The sequence below is a fragment of the Bradyrhizobium stylosanthis genome (genome assembly GCF_001641335.1).
In the GTDB taxonomy this organism is placed as follows: Bacteria; Pseudomonadota; Alphaproteobacteria; order Rhizobiales; family Xanthobacteraceae; genus Bradyrhizobium; species Bradyrhizobium stylosanthis.
Map to the genome: position 1 here is coordinate 74131 of NZ_LVEM01000004.1, position 25760 is coordinate 99890.

The following is a 25760-nucleotide window of genomic DNA, read 5'->3' on the forward strand; positions in this document are numbered from 1 at the left end:
GGTCAGCGCGCCCGGCGCGAGAAGAAGGAGATCAGCACCGGCAGCGTCACCAGGATGACGACCGGTGCCAGCATCATGCCGGTGACGACGACGACGGCGAGCGGCTTCTGCACCTGGGAGCCGATGCCTTCGGACAGCGCCGCCGGCAGCAGGCCGACGCCCGCGACCACGCAGGTCATCAGCACGGGCCGGAGTTGAAGCTCGCCGGTGCGCACCACCGCGCTCATGCGGTCCATGCCCTCTTCGATCAGCTGGTTGAACTGCGACAGGATGATGATGCCGTCCATCACCGCGATGCCGAACAGCGCGATGAAGCCGATCGCCGCCGACACGCTGAAGGCCGTGCCGGTGATCAACAGGCCCAGCACGCCGCCGAAGATCGCCATCGGAATCACGCTCATGGCCAGCAGCGTGTCGGTCATCGAGCCGAAATTGAACCAGAGCAGGACGCCGATCAGCGCCAGCGAAATCGGCACCACGATCGACAGCCGCCGGATCGCGTCCTGGAGATTGCCGAACTCGCCGACCCATTCCATGTGCGAGCCGGCCGGCAATTGCACCTGGTCGGCGATCTTCTGCTGCGCCTCCCGGATCGCGCTGCCGAGGTCGCGTTCGCGCACCGAGAACTTGATCGGCAGATAGCGCTCCTGCTGCTCGCGGTAAATATAGGCGGCGCCGGAGACGAGGCTGATATTGGCAACTTCGCTGAGCGGAATCTGCGTGACGGTGCCGTTCGGGCCGGGCGCGCCGATGCGCAGATTCTGGATCGCCTCCGCGCTCCTGCGATATTCCGGCGCGAGGCGCACGATGATCGGGAAATGGCGGTCGGATCCCGGCTCGTAGAGATCGCCGGCGGTGTCGCCGCCGATCGCGACCTTGATGGTGGCGTTGATGTCGCCGGGCGCAAGGCCGTAGCGCGCCGCCTTGGCGCGGTCGATGTCGATCTGGATCGTCGGTTGCCCGAGCGAGGTGAACACCGCAAGGTCGGTGACGCCCTGGACGGTCGAGAGCACCTGCTTGATCTTGTTGGCCGTATCCGTGAGCGCCTGGAGGTCGCTGCCGAACAGCTTGATCGAGTTCTCGCCCTTCACGCCCGAGACAGCTTCGGAGACGTTGTCCTGGAGATATTGCGAGAAGTTGAATTCGACGCCGGGGAAGCGGTCGTCGAGCTGCTTGAGCAACTGCGCGGTCAGCTCTTCCTTGTCGTGGGTGCCCGGCCACTGGCTGGCGGGCTTCAGCGGGGCGAAGAACTCGGCGTTGAAGAAGCCGGCGGCGTCGGTGCCGTCATCCGGGCGGCCGTGCTGCGAGACCACGGACTCGACCTCGGGCCGGGCGCGGATCACCTTGCGCATCTCGTTGACGTAGCTGTTGCCTTCCTGGAGCGAGATGGTCGGCGGCAGCGTGGCGCGGATCCAGAGGTTGCCCTCCTCCAGCTTCGGCAGGAATTCGAGGCCGAGCAGCCGGCTGAGCGCCACCGTCATCACCACGAGGCCGACCGCGCCGCCAAGGACGATGCCGCGATTGGCGACGGCCCAGTTCAGCACCGGCATGTAGATCCGGTGCAGGATCAGCATCACCTTTGTCTCGGTCTCCTCGACATGCGCGGGCAGGATGATGGCCGACAGCGCCGGAGTGACGGTGAAAGTGGCGAGCAGGCCGCCGGCGAGCGCATAGGCATAGGTGCGCGCCATCGGCCCGAAGATGTTTCCCTCGACGCCGGAGAGCGTGAACAAGGGCAGGAAAGCCGCGATGATGATGGCGGCGGCGAAGAAGATCGAGCGCGACACGTCGGCGGCGGCGCTGAGGATGGCGTGGCTCTTCATGCCGAACAGCGTCTCGTTCGACATGTGCTCGGTTTCCGACACCGGCGTCGTCTGCGTCAGGCGGCGGAAGATCGCCTCCACCATGATGACGGTGGCATCGACGATCAGGCCGAAGTCGATCGCGCCGACCGACAGCAGGTTCGCCGATTCCCCGCGCAACACCAGAATGATCACCGCGAAGAACAGCGCGAATGGAATGGTTGCGCCGACGATCAGTGCGCTGCGGAGATCGCCGAGGAATATCCATTGCAGCAGCACGATCAGCAGGATGCCGACCACCATGTTGTGCAGCACGGTGTGGGTAGTCAGCTCGATCAGGTCGCCGCGATCGTAGATGCGCTCGATGCGTACGCCCGGCGGCAGGATGCTGGAATTGTTGATGGTCTGAACGAGCTGGTGGACGCGCTTGATCGTCGGCGAACTCTGCTCGCCGCGGCGCATCAGCACGATGCCCTGCACGATGTCGTCGGAATCGTCGAGACCGGCGATACCGAGGCGGGGCCGCTGCCCGACGGTGACGGTGGCGACGTCCTTGACCAGCACCGGATTGCCGTTGGTCTGGGCGATCATGGTGTTGGCGAGATCGTCGATCGAGCGGATCAGGCCGACGCCGCGCACCACGGCCGATTGCTGGCCGATATTGACGGTGTTGCCGCCGACATTGACGTTGGAGTTGCCGACCGCCTGGAGCACTTGCGGCAGCGTCAGGCCGTTGGCGACCAGCTTGTTGTTGTCGACCTGGAGCTCGTAGGTCTTGCTCTTGCCGCCCCAGCCGGTGACGTCGATCACGCCGGGCACGGCGCGGAAGCGGCGCTGCAGGACCCAGTCCTGGATGGTCTTGAGGTCGAGCACGCTGTAGTTCGGCGGGCCGACCAGGCGGTAGCGGAAGATTTCGCCGATCGGACTGAGCGGCGAGATCTGCGGCTGCACGTTGCCGGGCAGCGGCGCCAGCTGCGCCAGGCGGTTCAGAACCTGCTGCTGCGCCTCGTCATAGGTGTAGGCAAAGGAGAACTGGATTTTGACGTCGGAGAGACCATAGAGCGAGATCGTGCGGATCGTCGTGATGTTCTTCAGACCCGCCACCTGGGTCTCGATCGGGATCGTGATGTAGCGCTCGATCTCCTCGGCCGACAGGCCCGGCGACTGCGTCACGATGTCGACCATCGGCGGGGTCGGATCGGGATAGGCTTCGATGTTGAGCTGGTTGAACGCGATCAGGCCGCCGATCAGTACGGCGACGAACATGCCGACCATCAGGAAGCGCCGATTGACGGCAAGGGCGACGAGGCGATCCATTCAGGTCTTCAGCTTGTCTTGTTTTTGGGTCGTCGATCAGCTGCCGGACGCCGCGCGGTCGATGAACAGGCTGCCCTTGACGACGATCTGCTCGCCGGGTTTCAGATTGCTGGTGACTTCGACGAGGTTGCCGTTGATGAGGCCGATCTTGATCTCGCGCAGCTCGACGGACTTGTCCTCGCGCGCGACCCAGAGGCGGACCTTGTCGGCTTCATAGATGAGAGCCTGCTTGGGCACCGCCGGCGCGGCGCGGTCGCCGGCCGAATAGATCGTCACGTTGGCGAACATCTCCGGCTTGAGCACGCCGTCCTTGTTGTCGATGGTGGCGCGCACCAGCAGGCGGCGGGTGTTGGGATCGATCGCGGCGGCGACGTAGTTGATCTTCGCGGTGAGCGGGCGGCCCGGCAGCGCCATCACGTTGACCATGATGTCCTGGCCGATGCACACCGCGGCCGCATCGCTCTCGCGCACGAAGGCGGTGAGCCAGACCGTGGAGAGATCGCCGATCACGAACACCGGATCGCTGGCGCCGGCATTGACGTACTGGCCCGGGCCGATCTTGCGCTGCACGACGGTGCCGGAGATCGGCGAGTAGATCGTGATCTCCCGATTGATCGTGCCCTTCTCCTGGAACGTCTTGATCGCCTCGTCGGTGAAGCCGAGGATGCGCAGCTTGTTGCGCGCGGCCTCCAGCGCCGTCATCGAGGAGCGCATGTCGTTCTGCGCCTGGACCTGGGTTGCTTCCGCCTGCTGATAGTCCTTCAGCGGAATGGCGTGGCCCTCGTAGAGATCCTTGGCCCGCTTGAACTGGATGTCGGCGAGATCGATCGCGGACTTCGCCTTGTTCTGCGCGGTCATCGCCGCGATGAAATCGTTCTGGGCCTGCACGGTGTCGGCGGCCTCGATTGTGAATAGCGGTTGACCTTGCGTCAGGGTCTCGCCGGGCTTGACCAGCAGCTTGGTGACCCGGCCCGCATAGGGCGAGAACACCGGCGTCGAGCGATCCTCGTCGATCGCAACCTTGCCCTCGGTGACATATTCAGCGCGGAAGGTCCTGGCCTTGACCGGCTCGATCTTCAGCGTCGCCCACTCGGACGGCGTCGGCGTGAAATTCTGCGCATTCCTGCGCGACTGGCTGGAGATCTCGGAGTGGCTCTTCTCCTTGGCTCCCGCATAGAGGAAGCCATAGGCGCCGGCGCCGGCAAGAGCTAGTAAAACTACGGATGTAATCACCCGCTGTTTTGTAAGCACCTGCAATCGCTTGGTATTTTCAACTACCATGGGGCCCGGTCGTGTCTGCGACGATCTCGGCAGACGCCTGCCTTGTCGGTCGCGCTAATAGTGCCGAATTGGGATTTCAGACAACCTAAAAAACGCCTCGTGCCTTTCCCTTTGCGTTAAAATTTTGCCACGCGTCAGCTTCACGTCAGTTTCGAGCCGGCCACTGTGCCGGATGGCTGCCGAGCGGCATCGCCGGACGGCTCCATCGCGCCGGCGTCTTCGACAGCAGCGCGGAATGCTGCACCGCCTTCAACGTGCCGAAGCCAGATGGCATGCGCTCGATGAACGCAGCATGTACGGCCTCCCCCGTAAGATCCGGGGTATTCAGTCCGCCGTCGAGCCGTCCGAGATTCCACAGCCAGCGACCGGTCTGCGCCAGCGACACGCGTACGTGCCAGCTGCCGCCTTCGCGCGCCTGGCGCACCCTGGCCATCATCGCGCCGAACGCCATGAGATAGCCGGTGGCGTGGTCGAGCATCTGCGCCGGCAACTCCCTGGGGCCGTCGATGCCCGCGGCTTGTCCCTCGGAATGGTTGAAGCCGGTCGTGGTCTGCACCAGCGAGTCAAAGCCGCGCCGCTCCGCCCAGGGGCCGGCATGACCGTAAGCCGACAGCGTGACATAGACGATGCCTGGACTGATCGCGGCGACCTCCTCGGGTGCAAAGCCGAGGGAGGCGAACGCGCGCGGCCGATAGCCCTGCGAGAAGATGTCGGCATCGCCAAGCAGCGCGCGCAATCGCGCCCTGCCCGCCTCGCTCTTGAGCTCGATGAACGTGGTGAGCTTGCCGCGTCCGGTATCGATGGTGAGCCAGGGAATGGCGGGCAGTTCCGGCCCCGACACCAGCAGCACATCCGCGCCGTGCGCAGCGAGCGTACGGCCGGCCACGGGGCCTGCGATGACGCGGGAGAGATCGAGCACGCGAAGACCTGCGAGCGGACGATCGCCTTGAGGCCACGGCCTTGGCGGAGCATCGCCGATCTTCTCGATCGAGATCAGCGGTAGCTCGGCGAGCGCGCGCGCCTGCGGCAGCGCCGACCATTCGTCGTATGAGCGCATCAAGGCAACGACGCCGCCCGCGGCATAAGCCGCGGTCTCGAAATCCTCGCCCTTCCATTGCATCAGCGCCGCCTGCACCTTCTCGCGTTCCGCCTCGCAAACAAGCACCTTGCAGACGGCGTCACGATGATGCGGGAAATTGGTGTGGCAGCGGACGAAGCGGCCATCGCCCGTCCTGTAGACGCCGGCGATGGCGTCCCAGGCCGGAGGCGGCGGCTTGTCGTCGAGGCGCAGATAACGCTCGGAGCGGCATTCGGCGACGGCGTGGCGCATATCGACGGTGACGTGCTGCATCTCGCCGCTGCGCAGCCGCCAGATCTCCGCGGCAGCAAGCCCCGCGGCGGCGATGGTGGCTTGGCCGGCAACGGCGACCCGAAAAGAGGACGGGATTTGCGGCTCCTCGCCGGTCAGTTGCACGCGTGCGAGCGCGGCCGCGTCACCGCCGGCAGAGGTCCAGATGCCCTTGAGAATGTCGGCGGGGCTTTGCATGACCCTTCTCTCCCTTTAGCTTTCAACATCCTATTAGCACATAAGGACATGCAATGGCCGCCATCGATCCTCTCACCGCAGGTGCCGTGTTCATCGCAACGGCGGCCACAGACGCGGTCTATGTCATGTTCACCTCGGCCGTGATCGCGCGCAAGCGCATGTCGGCGGCGAACTGGAGCGCAGTCTGGTACATGCTCTCCTCCTACGCCGTGATCAGCTACACCGAGAACCCGTTCTATGTCGCTTTCGCGGCAATCGGCTCCTGGGCCGGCGCCTATGCCTCGCTGACCTTCCTGCACCGCCCGCCCGGCGGCCCCCCGGTGGGGGCGTCGCCGGAGTGAAGTGGGCCTCGCCTCTCTCCACGTCATTGCGAGGAGCCATTGCGACGACGCAATCCAGACTGTTTCCGCAGATGCATTTCTGGATTGCTTCGCTGCGCTCACAATGACGATGTGGAGGCTTCTGCGGGTCTTCTGAAACAGTTACACTCATTGCACCAACAACAAGGAAAACCAAAATGGATCTCGGTCTCAAAGGCAGGAACGCCGTCGTGCTCGGCGGTACGCGCGGCATCGGGCGGGCGATTGCGGCGACGCTGGCCGGTGAAGGCAGCAATGTCGCGGTGTGCGCCCGCAACGCGGATCAGGTCGCGGCGACCGTTGCCGAGTTGAAGGCGAGCGGGATCCGCGCCACCGGCAGCCCGGTCGACGTCACCGACGGCGCAGCGCTGAAATCCTGGGTCGAGACGGCCGCAAAAGAGCTCGGCGGCGTCGACATGCTATTCTCCAATGCCGGCGCGATGGCGCAGGGTGGCGATCCCGCGTCCTGGGAACAGAATTTCCGGCTCGACGTGCTCGGTGCCGTGCATGCGTTCGATGCCGCGCGGCCGTTTCTCGAAGCGAGCGGAGCCAGCAGCGGCGATGCGGCCTTCGTGATCATCTCGTCGATCTCCGCGGCGCAGGCCGACACGGCCAGCTCCTACGGCCCGATCAAGGCGGCGCTGATCCACATGGCCAAGGGACTGGCGCGGCAATATGCGAAGAAGAAGATCCGCGTCAACGTGGTCTCGCCCGGCACCGTCTATTTCAAGGGCGGTGTCTGGGAGATGGTCGAGAAGAACATGCCCGATCGCTACAACGACGCGATGAAGCGCAACCCGACCGGCCGCATGGCAACGCCGCAGGAGATCGCGAGCGCTGCGGTGTTTCTGGCGAGCCCGGTGTCTGGATTCACCACGGGATCCAATCTCGTCGTGGACGGGGCGATCTCGAACCGGGTGAATTTTTGAGGGAGCTGGCTTGACGGGCTCTCTCTGCCGCCATGGCCGGGCTTGACCCGGCCATCCACGCGGTGCTGCGCTCGTGGAAAGACGTGGATGCCCGGGTCAAGCCCGGGCATGACGACGGAGGGTGAGGCGCGCGATCGCTTCGATAAACTCGTCATTGCGAGCGTAGCGAAGCAATCCAGAATCTTTCGCGGGAACAGTCTCGATTGCTTGGTCGCCTTGCTCCGCGCAGAGGCGCAGACGCTCATGGTGCGGATAGGCGCGAACGGCGCCTGCGAATGAGCCACATTGCAAATTGCACGAACCAGTCCGGCGCTTTCAAGTAGCGCAATGTATCAATCTGGCCTTGGACTTCGCGGCTCCAAAAGCTCGCGTCGGAAAAGTAAGCTTGGTCGCTTTCGCACCACTCCAATGTACGAGCGATTTCTTCCTGCATGAGCCCGGTGTCAGGCAGCTTCTTGAGGAAGTTGAGCTCGCGCCGAAGACAGACCGCTTCGATCCGATAGCGGCTTTTTTCTTCATAGATGATCCCCCACCCCTCCAACCGTGCATGGGTCGCTTCATGGACGATGGTGGAGGCGATCCGCTCAAGCGTCATTCGCTCATCGAGAACGTAACGTTCATCGAGGGCGCAGGCGTTCAATGACAGATCGTAGTGGGCCCGGGCGTCGGGGAGCAGGTGTACCCATATTCGGTCGAGATTATGGACGATACGGGAATAGTTGAGTGCGTCGTGGCGCCTGATGAGCTGGAGGGCCTCTTCCACGCGGCGCAACGCCGGGTAAGGCTTGCTTTCGGTTGTCCCGATCCAAAGCCCGTCGATCGTGCTGCTCCTGGATAACCAGAGGCCGAGCCTGTCGATGCGGGAGGGTCTTCGATCCAGCTTTACGGCGACGGCGAGGCCGCGCGACCGTTGCGAGGATTCCAGCTGCAAATATTGGCTCCCGCCACATCCAGATCGACACCGCGAATGATAGGCACCCCTCGCTTTCAGGTTGCTTAGAAACTCAATTCAAATCGTATTTATCGTTGAGCAAAATCGGCCGATTCTTGCGACTTGTTCACAACCCTCAATGAAAATCCCGCGACGGCGGCAGGATGCGGACGTTGCGGGGGTGGCGGATTTTTTGCGCGGGCATGTCCGCGAGTGAGCGAGGATCGTCGTTGAGCGGTTCGACGACGGTGGCGCCTGCCGGCACCGGATGCTTGCCGCTGAGCGCGTCGTTGGCAAGGCCGACGAGATCGTGCGAGCGGTCGATCATGCGCTGGGCGATGAGGTGCGTCACCTTCTCGGGGCTGCTCTGGATATAGCCCTGAACCTCGATGAGGCGGGCGCCCATCACTTCCTTGCGGTACTGCTCCATGATCTTGGGCCACACCACGACATTGGCGATGCCGGTTTCGTCCTCCAGCGTCATGAACACGACGCCGCTGGCGCTGCCCGGCCGCTGCCGCACCAGCACCACACCGGCGCAACGGACGCGGCGCCGCTCGTTTTCGTGGCTGATCTCCCTGCAGGCGACGATACGCTCGCGCGTAAACATCTCGCGCAAGAATTCCATCGGGTGGCCCTTCAGCGACAGACGGATGGTCTGGTAGTCCGCGACCACCTGCTCGGACCGCGGCATCACCGGCAGCGGCTTCGCGCCCTCATCCGGCTGCTCACGCGCGGTCGCGGCCTCGAACAACGGCAGCGGCACGTCGTCGGGTAGCCGCCGCACCTGCCACAGCGCCTCGCGGCGGTCGAGCCCGAGCGAGCGGAACGCATCGGCGTCCGCCAGCAGGATCAGCGCGCGCTTGGGCAGGCCGGTGTCGCGAGCGAAATCCTCGAGCGAGGTGAAGAGACGGCGATTGCGGGCGGCGACGATGCGGTCGGCCCAGTCATCCGGGCGGACATATTCCCTGCCTTGCCGGGTTGCCTGCTCTTCCTTGAGCCTCTCCTCATCCTTGTCGATCCAATGAAAGCCGTCGATCTGCCGGAAGCCGAGACGCACGGCGCAGTATTTGCCACTGCCCTGCTCCAGCGTGTTCTGCGCAAAGCTGAAGGACACGTCGATGTCGCGGACCTCGACACCGTTCTTGCGGGCATCACCGACGATCTGCGCCGGGGCGTAAAATCCCATCGGCTGCGAGTTCAGGAGGCCGCAGCAGAACGCATCCGGATGATAATGCTTCAGCCACGAAGAAATGTAGACCAGTTGCGCAAAGCTAGCGGCATGACTCTCGGGAAAGCCGTAGGAGCCAAAGCCCTTGATCTGATCGAAACAGCTTCTGGCGAAATTGGGATCGTAGCCGCGCGCCACCATGTTGCCGATCAGCTTCTCCTCGTATTGGCCGATGGTGCCGACATTGCGGAAGGTCGCCATCGAACGGCGCAAGCCGTTGGCTTCTTCTGACGTAAAATGCGCGGCTTCGATCGCGATCCGCATCGCCTGCTCCTGGAACAGCGGCACGCCCAGCGTCTTGTGCAGCACCTTGTAGAGCTCGTCGGCAGGCCCATGCTCGGGTGACGGCGAAGGATAGCTCACCTTCTCGAGCCGGTTCCGGCGGCGCAGGTACGGATGCACCATGTCGCCCTGGATTGGCCCCGGCCGCACGATCGCGACTTCGATGACGAGATCGTAGAAGGTCCGCGGCTTCAGGCGCGGCAGCATGTTCATCTGCGCGCGGCTCTCGACCTGGAACACGCCGAGCGACTCCCCGGCGCACAGCATGTCGTAGACTTTCGGGTCGTCCTGCGGGACGCTCGCCAGCACGTAACGCTTACCCTTGTGATCCGCGATCAGATCGCAACACTTCCTGATGCAGGTCAGCATGCCCAGTGCGAGCACGTCGACCTTCATCATATGAAGCGCATCGACGTCGTCCTTGTCCCATTCGATGAAAGTGCGGTCGTCCATCGCGGCGTTGCCGATCGGCACATAGGTGTCGAGCCGGTCCTGGGTCAGCACATAGCCGCCGACATGCTGGGAGAGATGGCGCGGGAATTCGATCAGCTCGGTCGCAAGTTCGACCGCGAGGTTGATCATGGGATTTTGCGGATCGAGCCCGGCCTGCCTGACCTGCATGTCGTTGAGGCCCTTGCCCCAGCTGCCCCAGACCGTGTCGGCCAGCGCGGCGGTGACGTCTTCCGTCAGGCCCAGCGCCTTGCCGACGTCGCGGATGGCGCTGCGCGGGCGATAATGGATGACGGTCGCGATGATCGCGGCGCGGTGACGGCCATAGCGGCGATAGACATATTGCATCACCTCCTCGCGCCGCGAGTGCTCGAAATCGACGTCGATGTCGGGCGGCTCCAGCCGTTCCTTCGAGATGAAGCGCTCGAACAGCAGGTCGACCTTGGTGGGATCGACCGAGGTGACGCCGAGCACATAGCAGACAGCCGAATTCGCCGCCGAGCCGCGGCCCTGGCACAGGATGTTCTGGCTGCGCGCATATTGGACGATGTCGTGCACGGTGAGAAAGTAATGCGCGTATTTCAGCTCGGCGATCAGCGCGAGCTCTTTCTTGAGAGTAGCCCGCAGCTTGTCGTCGATGTTGTCGATACCGCCGAAATATTTGTCGACGCCCGCCCAGGTCAGATCCTCCAGATGCCCCTGCGCGGTCTTGCCGCGCGGCACCGGCTCGTCCGGATACTGGTATTTGAGCTGGTCGAGCGTGAAGTCGATTCTGTCCGCAAAGCGCATGGTCTCCGCGATCGCCTCTGGGAAATCGCGGAACAGCCGTGCCATCTCGCGCGGCGTCTTCAAAAAGCGTTCGGCATTGGCCTCGAGCTTCCGCCCTACAGCCTCGATCGTGGTCTTCTCCCGGATGCAGGTCAGCACGTCCTGAAGCGGACGGCGGCCGGGGTCGTGATAGAGCACCTCGTTGGTCGCAAGCAGCGGCACCCTTGCTGTTGCCGCGAGATCGTCGAGCCGCGCCAGGCGCCGCCGGTCGTCGCCGCGATAGAGCAGGCTCGCCGCCAGCCACGCGCCGTCGGCGCGGCTGGCTTTGAGCCTTGCGAGGATATCCAGCGCCTGCTCCTGCTCGAAGCGATGCGGCAGCGTCAGAACCAGGAGCTGGCCTTGCGAGAACTCCAGGAGATCGGCAAACCTGAGATGACACTCGCCCTTCTCGATCCGCGTGATGTCGTCGCCGCGCTTGCCCCTTGTGAGGAGCTGGCACAGCCGGCCATAGGCCGCGCGGTCGCGCGGATAGACAAGGATGTCGGGCGTGCCGTCGACGAAGACGATGCGCGCGCCGATCAGCAGCTTCGGCTTGTGCAGCACCTCCTTGTTGTCGAGTTCGCTCCAGGCCCGCACGACGCCGGCGAGCGTGTTGTGATCGGCAATGCCGATCACCGGAATTTCCAAAGCACTGGCCTGATGCACATAGGCGCGCGGATCCGAACCGCCGCGCAGGAAGGAGAAATTGGTGGTGATGCCGATCTCGGCATAGGCGGGCGCAGTCATGCGAAGAGACCGTGCACATACCAGCCGGGAGAAGCAGGACTGCCGTCGCCGTCGAACACTTCTCCCTCGTACAGACCGTCGCGAAAGATCCAGAAGCGCAGTCCCTCGGCATCCTCGATGCGGAAATAGTCCCGCGTCAGCTGCTTGCCGTCCTGCCGCCACCATTCCATCGCGATGCGCTCGGGCCCTTCCACCCGCACCACCGCATGCAGCGCGCGGCGCCAGGTGAATTGATGCGGCGGGCCGTCGGGCACGGTCGCGAACGGCACCTTGATCGGCTCCGGCTTCTCGAACAGCCGCAAGGGGCGCAGCGGCGGCTCGCTCTCGGTGCGAACAGGCCATTCGGCCTGCATGGCGGCCGCGAGATGATGCTGCGCGGGCGCGGCCAGCACCGCCTGCTCCGGGATATGGGTATCCTCGGGCAGGTGCACGATCACGCGCTTGCCGCCGATGCGCGCGGCGATACGGTCGATCAATGCGGCGAGCTCGTCATTGTCGTGGGCATGGGCGTCGAGATCGCGCTGCTCCTGCACGACGATCTCGGTGCGACTCGCCGACAGGCGCACCATGTCGAAGCCGAAACCGGGATCGAGGGGATCGGCCAGCGCATCGAGGCGCTCGCGGAACAGGCGGTCGATCACCGCGCTTCGCGTCACCGGACGTCCGGTCTCGACCACGATCGCGCGCACCACGCCGTCGGTACGGAAGAAGGCGGCTTCGAGACGTCGCGCGCCCTTGCCCTGCTTCTCCATGGAAGCGATCAGCGTATCCGCAAGGCGCGACAGCGTCATCGCGATCATGGTGTCGGTCGCGATTGGCTCGGCAAAACGCTTCTCGACGATATAGTCGGGCAGCGGTTTTCGTGGGCTGATCGGCGCATCGCCCTGTCCCAGCGCATGCGCGAGCAGCGTGGAGAACCGCGCGCCGAACCGCGCCGTGATCTCGCCCGGCGCGCGCGAGGCGACATCGCCGATGCTCTTCAAACCGGCGCGGCGCAGGCCGGTCGTGATGGCCTCGCCCGCACCGAGCGCGGAGACCGGAAACCGGTCGATCGCCTCCGCCTCCCCACCATCGGCAACGATGGTGCCGGAGGCCTGCCGCGTCAGCGTGCGCGCGCAAATCGAGGTCCCGGCTATCGCCGCGCTGACGGCAAAGCCCTGCCGGCCGAGCGCACGGACCAGCGTCTGCAGCAACGCGGCCTCGCCGCCGAACAGATGCGCGCAGCCGGTAATGTCCAGAAACAACCCGTGCGGCGGATCGAGCGCCACCAGCGGCGTGAAACGGTCGCACCAGTCGGCGATGTCGCTGAGCGTCTTGGCATCGGCCACGACATCGGCATCGAACACTTTCAAGTCCGGGCACATCGCCCGCGCATTCGCGAGCGGCTGACCGATATACAGGCCGAGATGCCCGGCGGCCTCGTCGAGCGCATGGATCACCAGCGCATTGTTCTCCTTGATGACGACAATGCTCGGATCATTATTATTCTTATCCAGCCCGGCGCTGCCAAGAAATCGCTGGATCCGGTCGATGGGCAGGCGCGGCAGCCACAGGCTGAGGATACGTCGACGGCTCACTGAACTGGCACTCATCACAATTCCATTCCATGATCCACCGGCCACATTGGCCATGACGATTGCGCAACAGCTCGGCATCGAAGCGCGGCGCGCCCCAGGCACTCCAGGCGGCCCCCGGCGGTGAATGCGCCGCGCGCAGCATCCATCGCGTCTCCGCGGTCGAAGGCAGCGGTTGCGCCGCCATGCGCAGCATCAGGCCGGTGACGCCTGAGCCCTGCGCGGCCAGCGTCAGCTTGCGGCTCGCCACGAGGTCGAACTGCCTGGTCTCGCCCCAGAGCTCGAGCACGACCGCGCCGAGCGCATCGCAGGCGAGCGCATCGGCCGAGGTGCGCAGCGCGCTCTCGACATCGGCGGCGCGCACGGTCACCACGCGACGCGGATCGAGGCCGAGCTCGGCGAGCCCGCTCATCGACAGCGCACCCGTCTCTACTTCCGAAAAATCCTGCCGCACCCACAGCAGCGGCCGGCGTGCCGAGACGCGCCCTGCGAGGCCCATGACAAAACCCGTCGCGGCCGCGGCCTGACGCCCTTCGCAAAACACCTCGTGGATCGCCGCACGCGCGAGCCCGCCCTTCAGCACGCTGTCGATCTCGCCATGGCCGAGCGCGACGCGCCCGTGCTCATGCACGACCTCCGCCGTCTCGATGCGCTCGATCTGGCCGCGCAAGGTCGCAAGCGCGCTTTGACGTGCGCCGCTCATATACGCCGCTCCTTCAGAGGTGATTGCCGATGGCTCTCAAAAAGAGAAACCAGCGGCTGGCTCATTTGTTCATGATATGTTCTAATATAAAGCTAACGGCGCGCAAGGAGTCAATCGAATTGGCGCCCGGCCGGATTCATCAGCGGAATCAAAGGGATTCAGGTATGGACGTACAACGCAAGCTGGAGATCCTGGCGGATGCTGCCAAATACGATGCGTCCTGCGCCTCCAGCGGCACCGAGAAGCGGGATTCCAGCGACGGCAAGGGCATGGGCTCGACCGCGCCGGGCATGGGAATCTGCCATTCCTATGCGCCGGACGGACGCTGCATCTCGCTGCTCAAGGTGCTGCTGACCAATGCCTGCAATTACGATTGCCTCTATTGCGTCAACCGCGCCTCCTCCAACGTGCCGCGCGCCCGCTTCACCGTCGAGGAGGTGGTCAAGCTCACGCTCGACTTCTACCGGCGCAATTACATCGAGGGCCTGTTCCTCTCCTCCGGCATCATCCGCAGCCCCGACTACACGATGGAGCAGGTCGTCAGCGTCGCGCGAAAACTGCGCGAGGAGCATCACTTCCGCGGCTACATCCATCTCAAGACCATTCCCGAGGCCGACGACGCACTGATCGCGGAAGCCGGCAAATATGCCGACCGCCTCTCCATCAACATCGAGATGCCGCAGGAGACGAGCCTGCAGCAATTCGCGCCGGAAAAGGACGTGCGCGCGATCCGCCGCACCATGGGCCGGCTGCGGCTGAAGCTCGACGAGGCCGAGGAAAGCCGTGCCGCAAAAACGAAAGCCAGGCCGCAACGCTTTGCACCGGCCGGACAAAGCACACAGATGATCGTCGGCGCAGATAGCGCGAACGATCACACCATCCTTCATACCAGCGCCAATCTCTACGGTTCATACCGGCTGCGACGCGTCTATTACTCCGCCTTTAGCCCGATCCCCGATGCGAGCCGCGCGCTGCCTCTGGTGCAGCCGCCGCTGCTGCGCGAGCATCGGCTCTACCAGGCCGACTGGCTGATGCGGTTCTACGGTTTCGACGTTGCGGAGATCGTCGACGACAGCGCGATGCTGCCGCTCGACATCGATCCGAAGCTCGCCTGGGCGCTGCGTCACCGCGACCGCTTCCCGCTCGACGTCAACCGCGCCAGCCGCGAGGAGCTGCTGCGCGTGCCGGGGTTCGGCACCAAGGCCGTGGAGCGCATCATCGCGACGCGGCGCACCACCACGATCCGCCTCTCCGATCTCGCGCGGCTGCACGTGCCCAAGCACAAGGCGCTGCCCTTCATCATCCTCAGCGATCACCGCCCCTCGCCGCATCGTCTCGATGCGGCCGGGCTGATCGAGCGGTTCAAGCCGAAAGCAACGCAACTGGGATTTGGCTTCTGATGCAGTACATCACCCTCGACACCGAAACCGATTTCGACGGCTGGCGCAAAGCTGCGCGCAGCCTCGTGCTTCATCACGTGGACCCGCGCGAGGTCACATGGGCCGTGCAGGGCGGCGAGGCCGATCTGTTCGCGCCACCCGCGCCGTCGCCGATCCTCGAAGTGAATGACGGCACCTTCAACGTACCAGGCAAATTCGTCGATCTCGCGAAGGCCACGATCCTGCATCGCGATGCTGAGCGCTTCGCGATCCTCTATCGCCTGCTCTGGCGCTTGAAGGACAATCACGACCTCATCGAAGTTGCGACCGATGCCGACGTCGCGCAGGTGATTGCGATGGCAAGAGCGGTTCATCGCGACGAGCACAAGATGCACGCCTTCGTGCGCTTCCGCGAGATCGGCCGGGAACGCGCCGCGCATTACGTCGCCTGGTTCGAGCCGGAGCATCACATCGTCGAGCTCGCAGCGCCCTTCTTCGCCAAGCGTTTTGCCGACATGCCCTGGTCGATCCTCACCCCCGACCTCTGCGCGCATTGGGACGGCCACGCGCTCTCGTTCACGCCGGGCGTCAGCAAGAGCGAGGCGCCGGGCGAAGACCGGCTGGAGGAAACCTGGCGGCGCTACTACGCCAGCATCTTCAATCCGGCGCGGCTGAAGGTGAAGGCGATGCAGACGGAGATGCCGAAGAAATATTGGAGGAACCTGCCCGAGGCCTCGATCATTAAGCCCCTGATCGAGGACGCCGAGCGCATGACCGGCGCCATGATCGCCAATGCCGCAACCGATCCGCACAAGCCTCAGAAGCGGCCGGAGGCTCCGATGACACGCAAGCCTGCTGCCGACGATCTCGAAGCGCTCCGCGAGGAGGCCGCGCATTGCCGCGCCTGCCCGCTCTACAAGGACGCGACGCAGACCGTGTTCGGCGAGGGACCGAAGAACGCCAATATCATGCTGGTCGGCGAACAGCCCGGCGACAAGGAAGACCTCGCCGGCCATCCCTTCGTCGGCCCGGCGGGCCAGATGCTCGACCGCGCGTTGGAAGAAGCCGGCGTCGATCGCAAGAAGGTCTATGTGACCAACGCGGTGAAGCACTTCAAATTCGTGCCGCGCGGAAAAATCCGCCTGCACCAGAAGCCGAACACGCCGGAGATCCGGGCCTGCCGGCAATGGTTCGAGCGGGAAGTCTCGGTAATCCAGCCCGACCTCATCGTGGCGATGGGCGCCACCGCCGCGCAGAGCGTGTTCGGCAAGATCACCCCTATCGGCAAGACCCGCGGCCGGCTCATAGACTTGCCCGACGGCCGCAAAGCACTGGTGACGGTGCATCCGTCCTATCTGCTGCGGCTGCCCGACCCGGAGGCCAAGGTGCTGGAATATCAGCGCTTTGTCGAAGATCTGAGGATCGCTGCAGGTCTACAGAAGAAAGTCTCACACGCCGCCTAAATCCTGACGGGAAAACGCCTTTCAACCGCCGCTTGTCATCCGGCCTTCAAATCCATCGCGGACAATACCCTTACCAGTAAGTTAAGGGGCGTCCTGACATGACCGATGTAGCATTCGACCGCGCGGTAGCCGATCCCGCGCCGATCCAGCCGGCCTCGCGGCCAAATCTCGACAAGGGCTTCAATCCGCTGACGATGATCCTGTTCTTCGGCGTTCTCGCCGCGGGCCTGCTGTTCGTCGCCTACAGCATCTATATCGACGTCAACGCCACCGGCGCGCGGGTCACGACCTTCCTGCCATACATCCTCCTGTTCGTCGCGCTGCTGATCGCGCTCGGCTTCGAATTCGTCAACGGCTTCCACGACACCGCCAATGCGGTGGCGACCGTGATCTACACCCACTCGCTGCCGGCTGAAGTCGCCGTGATGTGGTCGGGCTTCTTCAACTTCCTCGGCGTGCTGCTCTCCTCGGGCGCGGTCGCCTTCGGCATCGTCTCGCTGCTGCCGGTCGAACTGATCCTCCAGGTCGGCTCCAGCGCCGGCTTCGCCATGGTGTTCGCGCTGCTGATCGCGGCGATCCTGTGGAATCTCGGCACCTGGTTCTTCGGCCTGCCGGCCTCCTCCTCGCACACGCTGATCGGCTCGATCATCGGCGTCGGCGTTGCCAACGCCGTCATGCGCGGCCGCGACGGCACCTCGGGCGTGGACTGGACCAAGGCGACCGAGATCGGCTACGCGCTGCTGCTGTCGCCGCTGTTCGGCTTCATCTGCGCCGCCGTGCTGCTGCTGCTGCTCAAGTTCATCGTGCGCAACCCGGCGCTCTACGCCGCGCCCGAAGGCAACAAGGCCCCCCCGCTCTGGATCCGCGGCCTACTGATCGCCACCTGCACCGGCGTCAGCTTCGCGCACGGCTCGAATGACGGCCAGAAGGGCATGGGCCTGATCATGCTGATCCTGATCGGCACCGTGCCGACCGCCTACGCGCTCAACCGCGCGCTGCCGGAATCCCAGGTCGCCCAGTTCCAGAAGACCTCGGAAGCCGCCTCCAAGGTGATCTCGGCGAAAGGCGCCGGCCACAGCATCATCGGCGATCCCCGCCCGGCGGTGACGCAGTACATCACGCTGCGCCACATCAACGAGGGCACCTATCCCTCGCTCGCCGTGCTGGTGAAGGACGTCGGCGACCAGGTCGCCATGTACGGTTCGCTGAACAAGGTGCCGGCGGAAGTCGTCGGCAACACCCGCAACGACATGTACCTGACCTCGGAAGCGATCCGCTTCCTGATGAAGGACAAGGAGAACGACCTCAGCAAGGACGAGGTCGCGGTGCTCAACACCTACAAGGGCGCGCTCGACTCCGCCACGAAGTTCATCCCGACCTGGGTGAAGATCGCGGTGGCCATCGCGCTCGGCCTTGGCACCATGGTCGGCTGGAAGCGCATCGTCATCACCGTCGGCGAGAAGATCGGCAAGAGCCATCTCACCTACGCGCAGGGCGCCTCGGCCGAACTCGTCGCCGCCGCCACGATCGGCGCCGCCGACGTGTTCGGTCTGCCGGTCTCGACCACGCACGTGCTGTCATCAGGCGTCGCCGGCACCATGGCGGCCAACGGCTCCGGCCTGCAATGGTCGACCATCCGCAACCTGCTGATGGCCTGGGTGCTGACGCTGCCCTGCGCCATCATGCTGTCGGCCACGCTCTACGTGATCTTCTCGCGGATCTTCTGAACGGTCACATCGACCAAAGACAAAGGGCCCGTGCGATACACGGGCCCTTTTCATTTGTGCTTCGCGTCAGGTCTTAAGACGCCGCGAGCGATTCCTCGACCAGCTTGACCCAGTAGGACGTGCCGTAGACGATCGCCTCGTCGTTGAAATTGTAGGCGGGGTGATGCAGGCCGGCGCTGTCGCCGTTGCCGCAGAAGATGAAGGCGCCGGGGCGCGCTTCCAGCATGTAGGCGAAATCCTCGCCGCCCATCAGCGGTGGCATCTCGTGCACATTGGCATCGCCCGCGACCCGCTTGGCAATGCGCCGCGCGATCTCGGTCTCCGCGGCGTGGTTGTTCACGACCGGATAATTGCGCTGGTAACGCAGGTCGATCTTGGCGCCGGTGATCTGCGCCACGCCCGCCACCACCTCGTGCACGCGCTTCTCGACCAGCTTGCGCACCTCCGGCGACAGCGTCCGGATGGTGCCCTTCAGCGTCGCGGTCTGCGGAATGACGTTGCGGGCGTTGCCGGCGTGGAATTCGCAGATCGAGATCACCGCCGATTCCAGGGGATCGACGCTGCGCGCGACGATCGACTGCAGCGCCGTGATCACCTGGGCGCCGACCAGCACGGAATCGATGCATTTGTGCGGACGGGCGGCATGGCCGCCGACACCCTCGATCATGATGTCGACCTCGTCGGTCGCCGCCATGATCGGCCCCTGCCGGATCGCGAACGAGCCGATCGGGATGCCCGGGCCGTTGTGCATGCCGTAGACCTGCTCGATGCCGAAGCGCTCCATCAGGCCGTCCTTGACCATGGCCGCGCCGCCGGCGCCGCCCTCCTCGGCCGGCTGGAAGATCACGATCGCATCGCCGGCGAAGTTGCGGGTCTCGGCGAGGTAGCGGGCGGCGCCGAGCAGCATCGCGGTGTGGCCGTCATGGCCGCAGGCGTGCATCTTGCCGGGGTTCTTGGAGGCGTAAGGCAGGTTGGTCTGCTCCTCCACCGGCAACGCGTCCATGTCGGCGCGCAAGCCGATCACCTTGAGCCCCTCGCCGGCCGGCTTATTGCCCTTGATCACGCCGACCACGCCGGTCTGGCCCATGCCGGTCACGACTTCGTCGCAGCCGAACTCCCGCAGGCGGTCCGCCACGAATGCTGCGGTGCGGTGGACGTCATACAGCAGCTCGGGATGCTGGTGGATGTCCCGGCGCCAGGCCTGAATATCGGGTTGGAGGTCGGCGACGCGGTTCACGATGGGCATGTAGGGTCTCAGCTTTGTTGCGAATACAGGACTGTCTACCATGCAAGCGCCAGTCCACCCAACCGCCTGGGAGCGAGGGTAACCCTGTTCTCCCGTCATGGCCGGGCCTGTGGCTTGTCTTGCCCAGCTTGTCTTGGCCAGCTTGTCTTGGCCATCCACGTCTGACTATTAGGACAGAAAGTGCGTGGATGCCCGGGACGAGCCCGGGCGTGACGCCTGTTTGGGTGGAAGCAGAATGCCGAGACGGCTCGAAGGTGAATTTGACTACATTGTCGTCGGCGCCGGCACGGCGGGCTGCATTCTCGCCAACCGCCTTTCGGCCGTGCCGGGGAACCGCGTCCTCATCCTCGAAGCCGGCGGCGACGACAACTGGATCTGGTTCCACATTCCCGTCGGCTATCTCTTTGCGATCGGCAATCCGCGCTCGGACTGGATGTTCAAGACCGAGGCCGAGCCGGGCCTGAACGGCCGTTCGCTCGCCTATCCCCGCGGCAAGGTGATCGGCGGCTCTTCGGCGATCAACGCCATGATCTCGATGCGCGGACAGGCCGCCGACTACGATCATTGGCGCCAACTCGGCATGACCGGCTGGGGCTATGACGATGTGCTGCCGCTGTTCAAGCGGCTCGAAGATCACTTCCTGGGCGCGAGCGAGCATCACGGCACCGGCGGCGGCTGGCGCATCGAGGCGCCGCGGCTGTCCTGGGACGTTCTCGACGCCGTTGGCGATGCCGCCGAGGAGATGGGCATCAAGCGTATCCCGGATTTCAACACCGGCGACAACGAAGGCACCAGCTATTTCCACGTCAACCAGAAGCGCGGCCGGCGCTGGTCGTCGGCGCGCGGCTTTCTCAAGCCGGCGCTGAACCGTCCGAACCTGCGGCTCGAGAAGAATGTGCTGGTCGACCGTCTCATCATCGAGCAGGGCCGCGCCGTCGGCGTGCGCTTCGTCCAGAACGGCGAGATCATCGAGGCGCGAGCGAAACGCGAGGTGGTCCTTTCCGCCGGCGCGATCGGCTCGGTGCAGGTGCTGCACCGCTCCGGCATTGGACCTGCCGACTGGCTGTCGCCGCTCGGCATCGACATCGTCATGGACAAGCCGGGCGTCGGCCGCAATCTGCAGGATCATCTGCAGCAGCGCGCGATCTACAAGGTCGAGGGCGTGCGCACGCTGAACGAGACCTATTACAACCTGTTCCGCCGCAGCCTGATGGGACTCGATTATGCCTTCCGTCGTCGCGGGCCGCTGACCATGGCGCCGTCGCAGCTCGGCATCTTCACGCGCTCGGATGCGACGCGCGCCCGGGCGAACATCCAGTTCCACGTGCAGCCGCTGTCGCTCGACAAGTTCGGCGATCCCCTGCACCGCTTCCCCGCCATCACGGTGAGTGCCTGCAATCTGCAGCCGACCTCGCGCGGCACCGTGCGGCTGCGCTCGGCAACGCCGGACGAGAAGCCGATCATCGCGCCGAACTATCTTTCGACGGACGACGACCGCCAGGTCGGCGCCGACGCCATCCGCACCACACGCCGCCTGATGCAGCAGAAGGCGCTGGCCAAATATCGCCCGAGTGAGTACCTGCCCGGCCCCACCGTCGGCGACGACGACGCCTCGCTGGCAAAAGCCGCCGGCGATATCGGCACCACCATCTTCCATCCTGTCGGCACCGCCAAGATGGGCGCGGTCAGCGATCCCATGGCGGTGGTGGACGAGCGCCTGCGCTTCTACGGCCTCGAAGGTTTGCGCATCGTCGATGCCTCGATCATGCCGACCATCACCTCGGGCAACACCAACACGCCGACCGCGATGATCGCCGAGAAGGGCGCGACGATGATTTTGGAGGATGCGAAGTAGCATCCGGTCGCCATGATCAGTCAGCGCTTTTCCATCGGCCCCGTCGGCGAAGAGATCGCCATGATGCAATGGGGCGAGCGCGGGAAGCCGCCAGCTCTCCTCGTGCACGGCACCGGCTTCGTCGCCGACGTCTGGGACGAGGTCGCGCGCGAGCTTGCATCGACCTACACCGTCTACGCGCTCGACCGCCGCGGTCATGGCGCCAGCCACAAGCCGGGCACCTATCATTTCCTGGATTTTGCCGAGGACATCTGCCGGGTGATCGATGCGCTCGGGCTGCGCGACGTCTATGGCATCGGCCACAGTGCAGGGGCGACCGATCTTCTGCTCGCGACAAGGCTACTGCCCGGGCGTTTCACGCGCCTGTTCGTGATGGAGCCGACCATCATGGATCCGCGCGCGGCACGTTCTGAAGCATTGAGCGAGGAATCCCTGTTGCAAGTCCAGGGCGCGCTGCGCCGCCGGGCCGAGTTCGACAGTGCCGACGCCGTCTTCGAACGCTACCGCACATCGCCGACATTTGCGGAATGGACCGAGACCTCGCTGTGGGCCTATGTGCGCCACGGCTTCGTGCCGCTCGATGATGGCCGGGTCCGGCTCTGCTGCACGCCCGAGATCGAGGCGGCGATGCTGCGCCCGATCTACGAGGCGATGACGCAGGTCTACGTCGGCGATGCCCGCGGCAATCCGTTCACAGCGCTTGCCGAAATCGATTGTCCCGTGCGCGTCACGACCGCCGCGAAGTCGTGGCCGGTCTACAAGGAGATGGCGGCGCGCGCGGTCGCGCTGATTCCTCGCGTCGGCACGCTGGTCTTCGAAGGGGCCGGGCATTGTGTGGCGCAGGAAGTGCCGGCAGCTGTGGTGGAAGCGGTGCGCGAGTTCGCAAGATAGCTCTCGTGCCCCGCACGCAGCGCAGCACGCAGTGATGCGCTGCTGAGCCGGGGCCCATCTCACCGCGCACAGTCCGGCTTTCTGGGTCCCGGCTCTGCGCAGCAACGCTCCGCGTTGCAGCGCGTCCGGGACACGAGATCGCCCCTCACGAAAACGTCATCCCGTCCGGGAATAAGTCCCCCCCTCCCCGGATCACCTCCCCGAAGCCCAATTCCGGGCGGCGTGGAGAGATGCGATGAGCGGACACGATCACGGGGACGACGGCGTCAGCCGCCGCAAAGTGCTGGAATGCATGACCTGGGCCGGCACCGGGGTGCTCTGGACCGTCACGGGCGGCGTGCCGCGCTCGCTCGGCATCATCGATTCCGCGCAAGCCGCGACGGCGGCCACGCCCGGCATGACCTTCCTGCAGATCAGCGACAGCCATGTCGGCTTCGACAAGCCGGCCAATCCCAACGCGCTCGGCACGCTTGAGGAAGCCGTCAACAAGATCAACGCGATGCCGGCAAAACCCTCGTTCATGATCCACACCGGCGACATCACCCATCTGTCGAAAGCCGCCGAGTTTGACAATGCCGAGCGCATCATCTCCCAGACCAAGCTGGACGTGCATTACGTGCCCGGCGAGCACGACTTCATCGACGAGGAGGTGAAGCTCTATCGCGAGCGCTACGGCCGCGGCACCAAGGGCGCGGGCTGGTATTCGTTCGACGCCGGCGGCGTGCACTTCATCGGTCTCGTCAACGTCGTCGACCTCAAGGCCGGCGGGCTCGGCAATCTCGGCGCCGAGCAGCTCGCCTGGCTCGAGGACGATCTGCGCGGCAAGTCGAAATCGACGCCTGTCGTCCTGTTCGCGCATATTCCGCTCTGGACCGTCTATCCCGAATGGGGATGGGGCACCGAGGACGGCGGCCGTGCGCTGGAATACGTCAAGGGCTTCGGCTCGGTCACCGTGCTGAACGGGCACATCCATCAGGTGATGCAGAAGGTCGAGGGCAATGTCACCTTCCACACCGCGCGATCAACCGCCTTCCCGCAGCCGGCGCCGGGCGCTGCGCCCTCGCCCGGCCCGATGAAGGTCGAGGACGCACGACTGCGCTCCATGCTCGGCGTTGCCAGCGTCAACTTCAAGCAGAACGAGCAGCGGCTCGCGATCATCGACACGCCGCTCCAGGGCTAAGGTTGAACGGAATCTGACAATGAACAAGCTCAATCGCCGCGACTTCGGTGTCGCCGTGGTCGCGGCCCTCCTGTTGCCCGCAACAAGCGCCCGCGCCGACGACATGGAAATCCATATCGACAATTTCGTCTTCCAGCCGCCCGAGCTCAAGATCAAGGTCGGCACCACCGTGACCTGGACCAACCGGGACGACATCCCCCATACCGTGGTGTCGGCCGGCAAGTTCAGGTCCAAGACCCTGGACACCGACGACAAGTTCTCGTTCACTTTCACCAATGCGGGAGACTACAAGTATTTTTGTTCGTTGCACCCGCACATGACGGGGATGATCAAGGTTGAGTAACGTCTCCAACCAAGGCATCAACGTCCTGCCCGGCCGGTGGTCCCACGCCGGCCGGGCACGTGCGGCTTCGATCACGGCAAAAGAAGAAACAGAGGCAAAGCGAGGAGCGATGCCCGTCAACGACGATCTGCAGAAGGCACAGCGCTTCCGCGAGGCGGCGCTGCCCTATCTCGACGACGTCTACACGCTCGCGCGCTATTTGCTGCGCGATGCCTCCGACGCCGAGGATGCGGTGCAGGAATGCTATCTGCGCGCGCTGAAGCATTTCGACAGCTACCGCGGCCCGGCGATGAAGCCCTGGCTGTTCGCGATCCTGCGCAACGTCTGCAACGCCGAATATGCAAGGCGCGCACACCGGCCGAGCGCAATCGAGGATACGCCCGGCGCCGCCGAGCAGACGCCGATCTGGCAGGAGAGCGAGGCGAGCCCGGAAACCGAAGTGCTGCGCAGCCGCGATGCCGGCGCGATCCGCAAGCTCATCGACGCGCTCGCCGAACCATTCAGGGAGACGTTCGTGCTGCGGGAGATCAACAACCTGTCCTATCGTGAAATCGCCGAGGCCGTCGGCGCCCCCGTCGGCACCGTGATGTCCCGCCTCGCCCGCGCCCGCGCCATGCTGCGCGCGGCCTGGACGGCGGAAGAGGAGCAAGCGAAATGACCTGCGACGAAGCAAGGATCCTGCTTCACGCGCTGCTCGACAACGAGCTTGATGCCGGCCACGCGCGCGATGTCGAAGCGCATATCGCGAGCTGCCCAGATTGCGCAGCCGAGTTCGCGGCGCAGCGCGAGATGCAGCGCGTGCTCGCTGACACCAATCTGCGCTACACCGCGCCGGCGAGCCTGCGCGCTCGTATCGAAGCCTCTCTGCCGCAGGCCCAGCGCCAGCAGCCGTCGCGCCGCTCCGTGCTGCGCGGCTTTGCGATGGGATCGGCCGTCTCGGCGCTCGCCGCGTCCGGCGTCGTCGCATTGGTGCTGCGCCAGGACGACCAGCAGCGCATCCTGTCGGAGGTCGTCTCCGCCCATCTGCGCTCGCTCCAGGCCGGCCACCTCACCGACGTGGTCTCGACCGATCAGCACACGGTCAAGCCGTGGTTCAACGGCAAGCTCGACGTCGCCCCGCCGGTGATCGATCTCACCGCGCAGGGCTTTACGCTGGTCGGCGGCCGGCTCGACTACATCGACGCGCGCGCCATCGGCGCGGTCGTCTACAAGCGCCGGCAGCACGTGGTCAATCTGTTCGTGTCGCAGACATCGAACACGGAATATCGCACGCCGAAGACCGAGACCATGCAGGGCTTCAACTGCCGCCGCTGGAGCAATCGCGGCCTGAACTTCTGGGCCGTCAGCGATATCGGCGCCGACGAGCTCGCCGAGTTCGTCGACAAGTTCGAGGCGGCGATGAAGGCGAATGTGGAGGGGTAATGGCCGGCAGCGGGCGAAGCTCCGCGCCATGGTTCAGAGGTGACGCCTCTCACAGTCCTCGCGAGCGCAATCCGGCAGATTGCAGCTCCAACTGGGAGGACAGACATGGTTCCGTCACTGATTATCTGCGCGACGCTCCCGTCGATGTTCGCGGCGGGCTGCGCTGCATTGCTGGCCTTCAAGGAGCGCAAGCAATGGATTTGGTTCGCGCTGCTGTCGGTCGTTGCCGGCTTTGCCGGCCTGATCACGCTGAATATGCTTCACGTCTGGAACTACGCCGGGCGTTGCTGATCGA

The 25760-nt window shown here is 64.8% G+C and carries 20 protein-coding genes; 12 read left to right on the forward strand and 8 right to left on the reverse strand.

Annotation, left to right across the window (positions count from 1 at the left end; all coding sequences use genetic code 11):
* Window positions 1-2: 2 nt before the first annotated feature.
* The 3 genes from A7X65_RS26930 to A7X65_RS26940 form a co-directional block, all read right to left on the reverse strand.
* Window positions 3-3119, reverse strand: coding sequence for an efflux RND transporter permease subunit (locus tag A7X65_RS26930; RefSeq protein ID WP_063690979.1), 3117 nt, complete (start codon window positions 3117-3119; stop codon window positions 3-5).
* Between the two features lie 36 nt (window positions 3120-3155).
* A complete protein-coding gene (locus A7X65_RS26935) occupies window positions 3156-4400 on the reverse strand; it encodes an efflux RND transporter periplasmic adaptor subunit (RefSeq protein ID WP_063690981.1) in 1245 nt (414 codons plus the stop codon).
* Between the two features lie 145 nt (window positions 4401-4545).
* On the reverse strand, window positions 4546-5946 hold the full coding sequence (locus tag A7X65_RS26940; RefSeq protein ID WP_063690983.1) for a CoA transferase: 1401 nt from the start codon (window positions 5944-5946) through the stop codon (window positions 4546-4548).
* A gap of 53 nt (window positions 5947-5999) precedes the next feature.
* On the opposite strand from A7X65_RS26940, the gene A7X65_RS26945 reads away from it, so the two are divergent.
* Window positions 6000-6287 (forward strand): hypothetical protein, encoded by a 288-nt coding sequence (locus A7X65_RS26945; protein WP_018647989.1) that lies wholly within the window; start codon window positions 6000-6002, stop codon window positions 6285-6287.
* A gap of 176 nt (window positions 6288-6463) precedes the next feature.
* On the forward strand, window positions 6464-7234 hold the full coding sequence (locus A7X65_RS26950; RefSeq protein WP_063690985.1) for an SDR family NAD(P)-dependent oxidoreductase: 771 nt from the start codon (window positions 6464-6466) through the stop codon (window positions 7232-7234).
* Window positions 7235-7475: 241 nt separating this feature from the next.
* Here the strand turns inward: A7X65_RS26950 and A7X65_RS26955 are convergent, their stop codons facing one another.
* The 4 genes from A7X65_RS26955 to A7X65_RS26970 all read right to left on the reverse strand — a co-directional run bounded on the left by A7X65_RS26955 (window position 7476) and on the right by A7X65_RS26970 (window position 13959).
* Window positions 7476-8165: a hypothetical protein gene (locus A7X65_RS26955; RefSeq protein ID WP_063690987.1), complete on the reverse strand. Its 690-nt coding sequence runs from the start codon at window positions 8163-8165 to the stop codon at window positions 7476-7478.
* A gap of 136 nt (window positions 8166-8301) precedes the next feature.
* Window positions 8302-11682, reverse strand: a complete 3381-nt coding sequence (locus A7X65_RS26960; protein ID WP_063690989.1) for an error-prone DNA polymerase — start codon at window positions 11680-11682, stop codon at window positions 8302-8304.
* Complete coding sequence (locus A7X65_RS26965; protein ID WP_063690991.1) at window positions 11679-13274, reverse strand: Y-family DNA polymerase; 1596 nt, start codon at window positions 13272-13274, stop codon at window positions 11679-11681. The genes A7X65_RS26960 and A7X65_RS26965 overlap by 4 nt, the downstream gene beginning before the upstream one ends.
* Complete coding sequence (locus tag A7X65_RS26970; RefSeq protein ID WP_063690993.1) at window positions 13171-13959, reverse strand: ImuA family protein; 789 nt, start codon at window positions 13957-13959, stop codon at window positions 13171-13173. The genes A7X65_RS26965 and A7X65_RS26970 overlap by 104 nt, the downstream gene beginning before the upstream one ends.
* 164 nt (window positions 13960-14123) lie before the next feature.
* Between A7X65_RS26970 and A7X65_RS26975 the strand changes: the two genes are divergently transcribed.
* From A7X65_RS26975 to A7X65_RS26985, 3 genes are all read left to right on the forward strand, one after another.
* Window positions 14124-15359, forward strand: coding sequence for a putative DNA modification/repair radical SAM protein (locus A7X65_RS26975; RefSeq protein ID WP_063690995.1), 1236 nt, complete (start codon window positions 14124-14126; stop codon window positions 15357-15359).
* On the forward strand, window positions 15359-16801 hold the full coding sequence (locus A7X65_RS26980; protein ID WP_063690997.1) for a UdgX family uracil-DNA binding protein: 1443 nt from the start codon (window positions 15359-15361) through the stop codon (window positions 16799-16801). The genes A7X65_RS26975 and A7X65_RS26980 overlap by 1 nt, the downstream gene beginning before the upstream one ends.
* Window positions 16802-16899: 98 nt before the next feature.
* Window positions 16900-18528 carry an inorganic phosphate transporter gene (locus A7X65_RS26985; RefSeq protein WP_063690999.1) on the forward strand — a complete coding sequence of 543 codons (1629 nt, stop codon included), beginning with the start codon at window positions 16900-16902 and terminating at the stop codon, window positions 18526-18528.
* A gap of 73 nt (window positions 18529-18601) precedes the next feature.
* Here A7X65_RS26985 and A7X65_RS26990 read toward each other — a convergent pair whose 3' ends face one another.
* A complete protein-coding gene (locus A7X65_RS26990; RefSeq protein WP_063691000.1) occupies window positions 18602-19774 on the reverse strand; it encodes a M20 aminoacylase family protein in 1173 nt (390 codons plus the stop codon).
* Between the two features lie 235 nt (window positions 19775-20009).
* Here A7X65_RS26990 and A7X65_RS26995 point away from each other — a divergent pair, with 235 nt between their 5' ends.
* The 7 genes from A7X65_RS26995 to A7X65_RS27025 all read left to right on the forward strand — a co-directional run bounded on the left by A7X65_RS26995 (window position 20010) and on the right by A7X65_RS27025 (window position 25756).
* Entirely contained in the window at window positions 20010-21629 is a 1620-nt protein-coding gene (locus tag A7X65_RS26995) for a GMC family oxidoreductase (protein ID WP_063691001.1), read from the forward strand.
* A gap of 12 nt (window positions 21630-21641) precedes the next feature.
* Window positions 21642-22520 carry an alpha/beta fold hydrolase gene (locus A7X65_RS27000; RefSeq protein ID WP_063691002.1) on the forward strand — a complete coding sequence of 293 codons (879 nt, stop codon included), beginning with the start codon at window positions 21642-21644 and terminating at the stop codon, window positions 22518-22520.
* Window positions 22521-22755: 235 nt separating this feature from the next.
* Window positions 22756-23700 carry a metallophosphoesterase family protein gene (locus A7X65_RS27005; RefSeq protein ID WP_063691004.1) on the forward strand — a complete coding sequence of 315 codons (945 nt, stop codon included), beginning with the start codon at window positions 22756-22758 and terminating at the stop codon, window positions 23698-23700.
* A gap of 19 nt (window positions 23701-23719) precedes the next feature.
* Window positions 23720-24043: a cupredoxin domain-containing protein gene (locus A7X65_RS27010; RefSeq protein WP_063691006.1), complete on the forward strand. Its 324-nt coding sequence runs from the start codon at window positions 23720-23722 to the stop codon at window positions 24041-24043.
* Between the two features lie 109 nt (window positions 24044-24152).
* Window positions 24153-24701 carry a sigma-70 family RNA polymerase sigma factor gene (locus A7X65_RS27015; protein WP_063691008.1) on the forward strand — a complete coding sequence of 183 codons (549 nt, stop codon included), beginning with the start codon at window positions 24153-24155 and terminating at the stop codon, window positions 24699-24701.
* Entirely contained in the window at window positions 24698-25465 is a 768-nt protein-coding gene (locus A7X65_RS27020) for an anti-sigma factor family protein (RefSeq protein WP_063691010.1), read from the forward strand. Before A7X65_RS27015 ends, A7X65_RS27020 begins: the two co-directional genes overlap by 4 nt.
* Before the next feature lie 105 nt (window positions 25466-25570).
* A complete protein-coding gene (locus tag A7X65_RS27025) occupies window positions 25571-25756 on the forward strand; it encodes a hypothetical protein (protein ID WP_063691012.1) in 186 nt (61 codons plus the stop codon).
* The last annotated feature ends 4 nt before the right edge of the window (window positions 25757-25760 follow it).

What these genes read in the sequence shown, in the direction of transcription:
- A7X65_RS26930 (WP_063690979.1), bottom strand. Translation starts at nt 3,119, where the DNA reads ATGGATCGCCTCGTCGCCCTTGCCGTCAATCGGCGCTTCCTGATGGTC.
- A7X65_RS26935 (WP_063690981.1), bottom strand. Translation starts at nt 4,400, where the DNA reads ATGGTAGTTGAAAATACCAAGCGATTGCAGGTGCTTACAAAACAGCGG.
- A7X65_RS26940 (WP_063690983.1), bottom strand. Translation starts at nt 5,946, where the DNA reads ATGCAAAGCCCCGCCGACATTCTCAAGGGCATCTGGACCTCTGCCGGC.
- A7X65_RS26945 (WP_018647989.1), top strand. Translation starts at nt 6,000, where the DNA reads ATGGCCGCCATCGATCCTCTCACCGCAGGTGCCGTGTTCATCGCAACG.
- A7X65_RS26950 (WP_063690985.1), top strand. Translation starts at nt 6,464, where the DNA reads ATGGATCTCGGTCTCAAAGGCAGGAACGCCGTCGTGCTCGGCGGTACG.
- A7X65_RS26960 (WP_063690989.1), bottom strand. Translation starts at nt 11,682, where the DNA reads ATGACTGCGCCCGCCTATGCCGAGATCGGCATCACCACCAATTTCTCC.
- A7X65_RS26965 (WP_063690991.1), bottom strand. Translation starts at nt 13,274, where the DNA reads ATGAGTGCCAGTTCAGTGAGCCGTCGACGTATCCTCAGCCTGTGGCTG.
- A7X65_RS26970 (WP_063690993.1), bottom strand. Translation starts at nt 13,959, where the DNA reads ATGAGCGGCGCACGTCAAAGCGCGCTTGCGACCTTGCGCGGCCAGATC.
- A7X65_RS26975 (WP_063690995.1), top strand. Translation starts at nt 14,124, where the DNA reads ATGGACGTACAACGCAAGCTGGAGATCCTGGCGGATGCTGCCAAATAC.
- A7X65_RS26980 (WP_063690997.1), top strand. Translation starts at nt 15,359, where the DNA reads ATGCAGTACATCACCCTCGACACCGAAACCGATTTCGACGGCTGGCGC.
- A7X65_RS26985 (WP_063690999.1), top strand. Translation starts at nt 16,900, where the DNA reads ATGACCGATGTAGCATTCGACCGCGCGGTAGCCGATCCCGCGCCGATC.
- A7X65_RS26990 (WP_063691000.1), bottom strand. Translation starts at nt 19,774, where the DNA reads ATGCCCATCGTGAACCGCGTCGCCGACCTCCAACCCGATATTCAGGCC.
- A7X65_RS26995 (WP_063691001.1), top strand. Translation starts at nt 20,010, where the DNA reads ATGCCGAGACGGCTCGAAGGTGAATTTGACTACATTGTCGTCGGCGCC.
- A7X65_RS27000 (WP_063691002.1), top strand. Translation starts at nt 21,642, where the DNA reads ATGATCAGTCAGCGCTTTTCCATCGGCCCCGTCGGCGAAGAGATCGCC.
- A7X65_RS27005 (WP_063691004.1), top strand. Translation starts at nt 22,756, where the DNA reads ATGAGCGGACACGATCACGGGGACGACGGCGTCAGCCGCCGCAAAGTG.
- A7X65_RS27010 (WP_063691006.1), top strand. Translation starts at nt 23,720, where the DNA reads ATGAACAAGCTCAATCGCCGCGACTTCGGTGTCGCCGTGGTCGCGGCC.
- A7X65_RS27015 (WP_063691008.1), top strand. Translation starts at nt 24,153, where the DNA reads ATGCCCGTCAACGACGATCTGCAGAAGGCACAGCGCTTCCGCGAGGCG.
- A7X65_RS27020 (WP_063691010.1), top strand. Translation starts at nt 24,698, where the DNA reads ATGACCTGCGACGAAGCAAGGATCCTGCTTCACGCGCTGCTCGACAAC.
- A7X65_RS27025 (WP_063691012.1), top strand. Translation starts at nt 25,571, where the DNA reads ATGGTTCCGTCACTGATTATCTGCGCGACGCTCCCGTCGATGTTCGCG.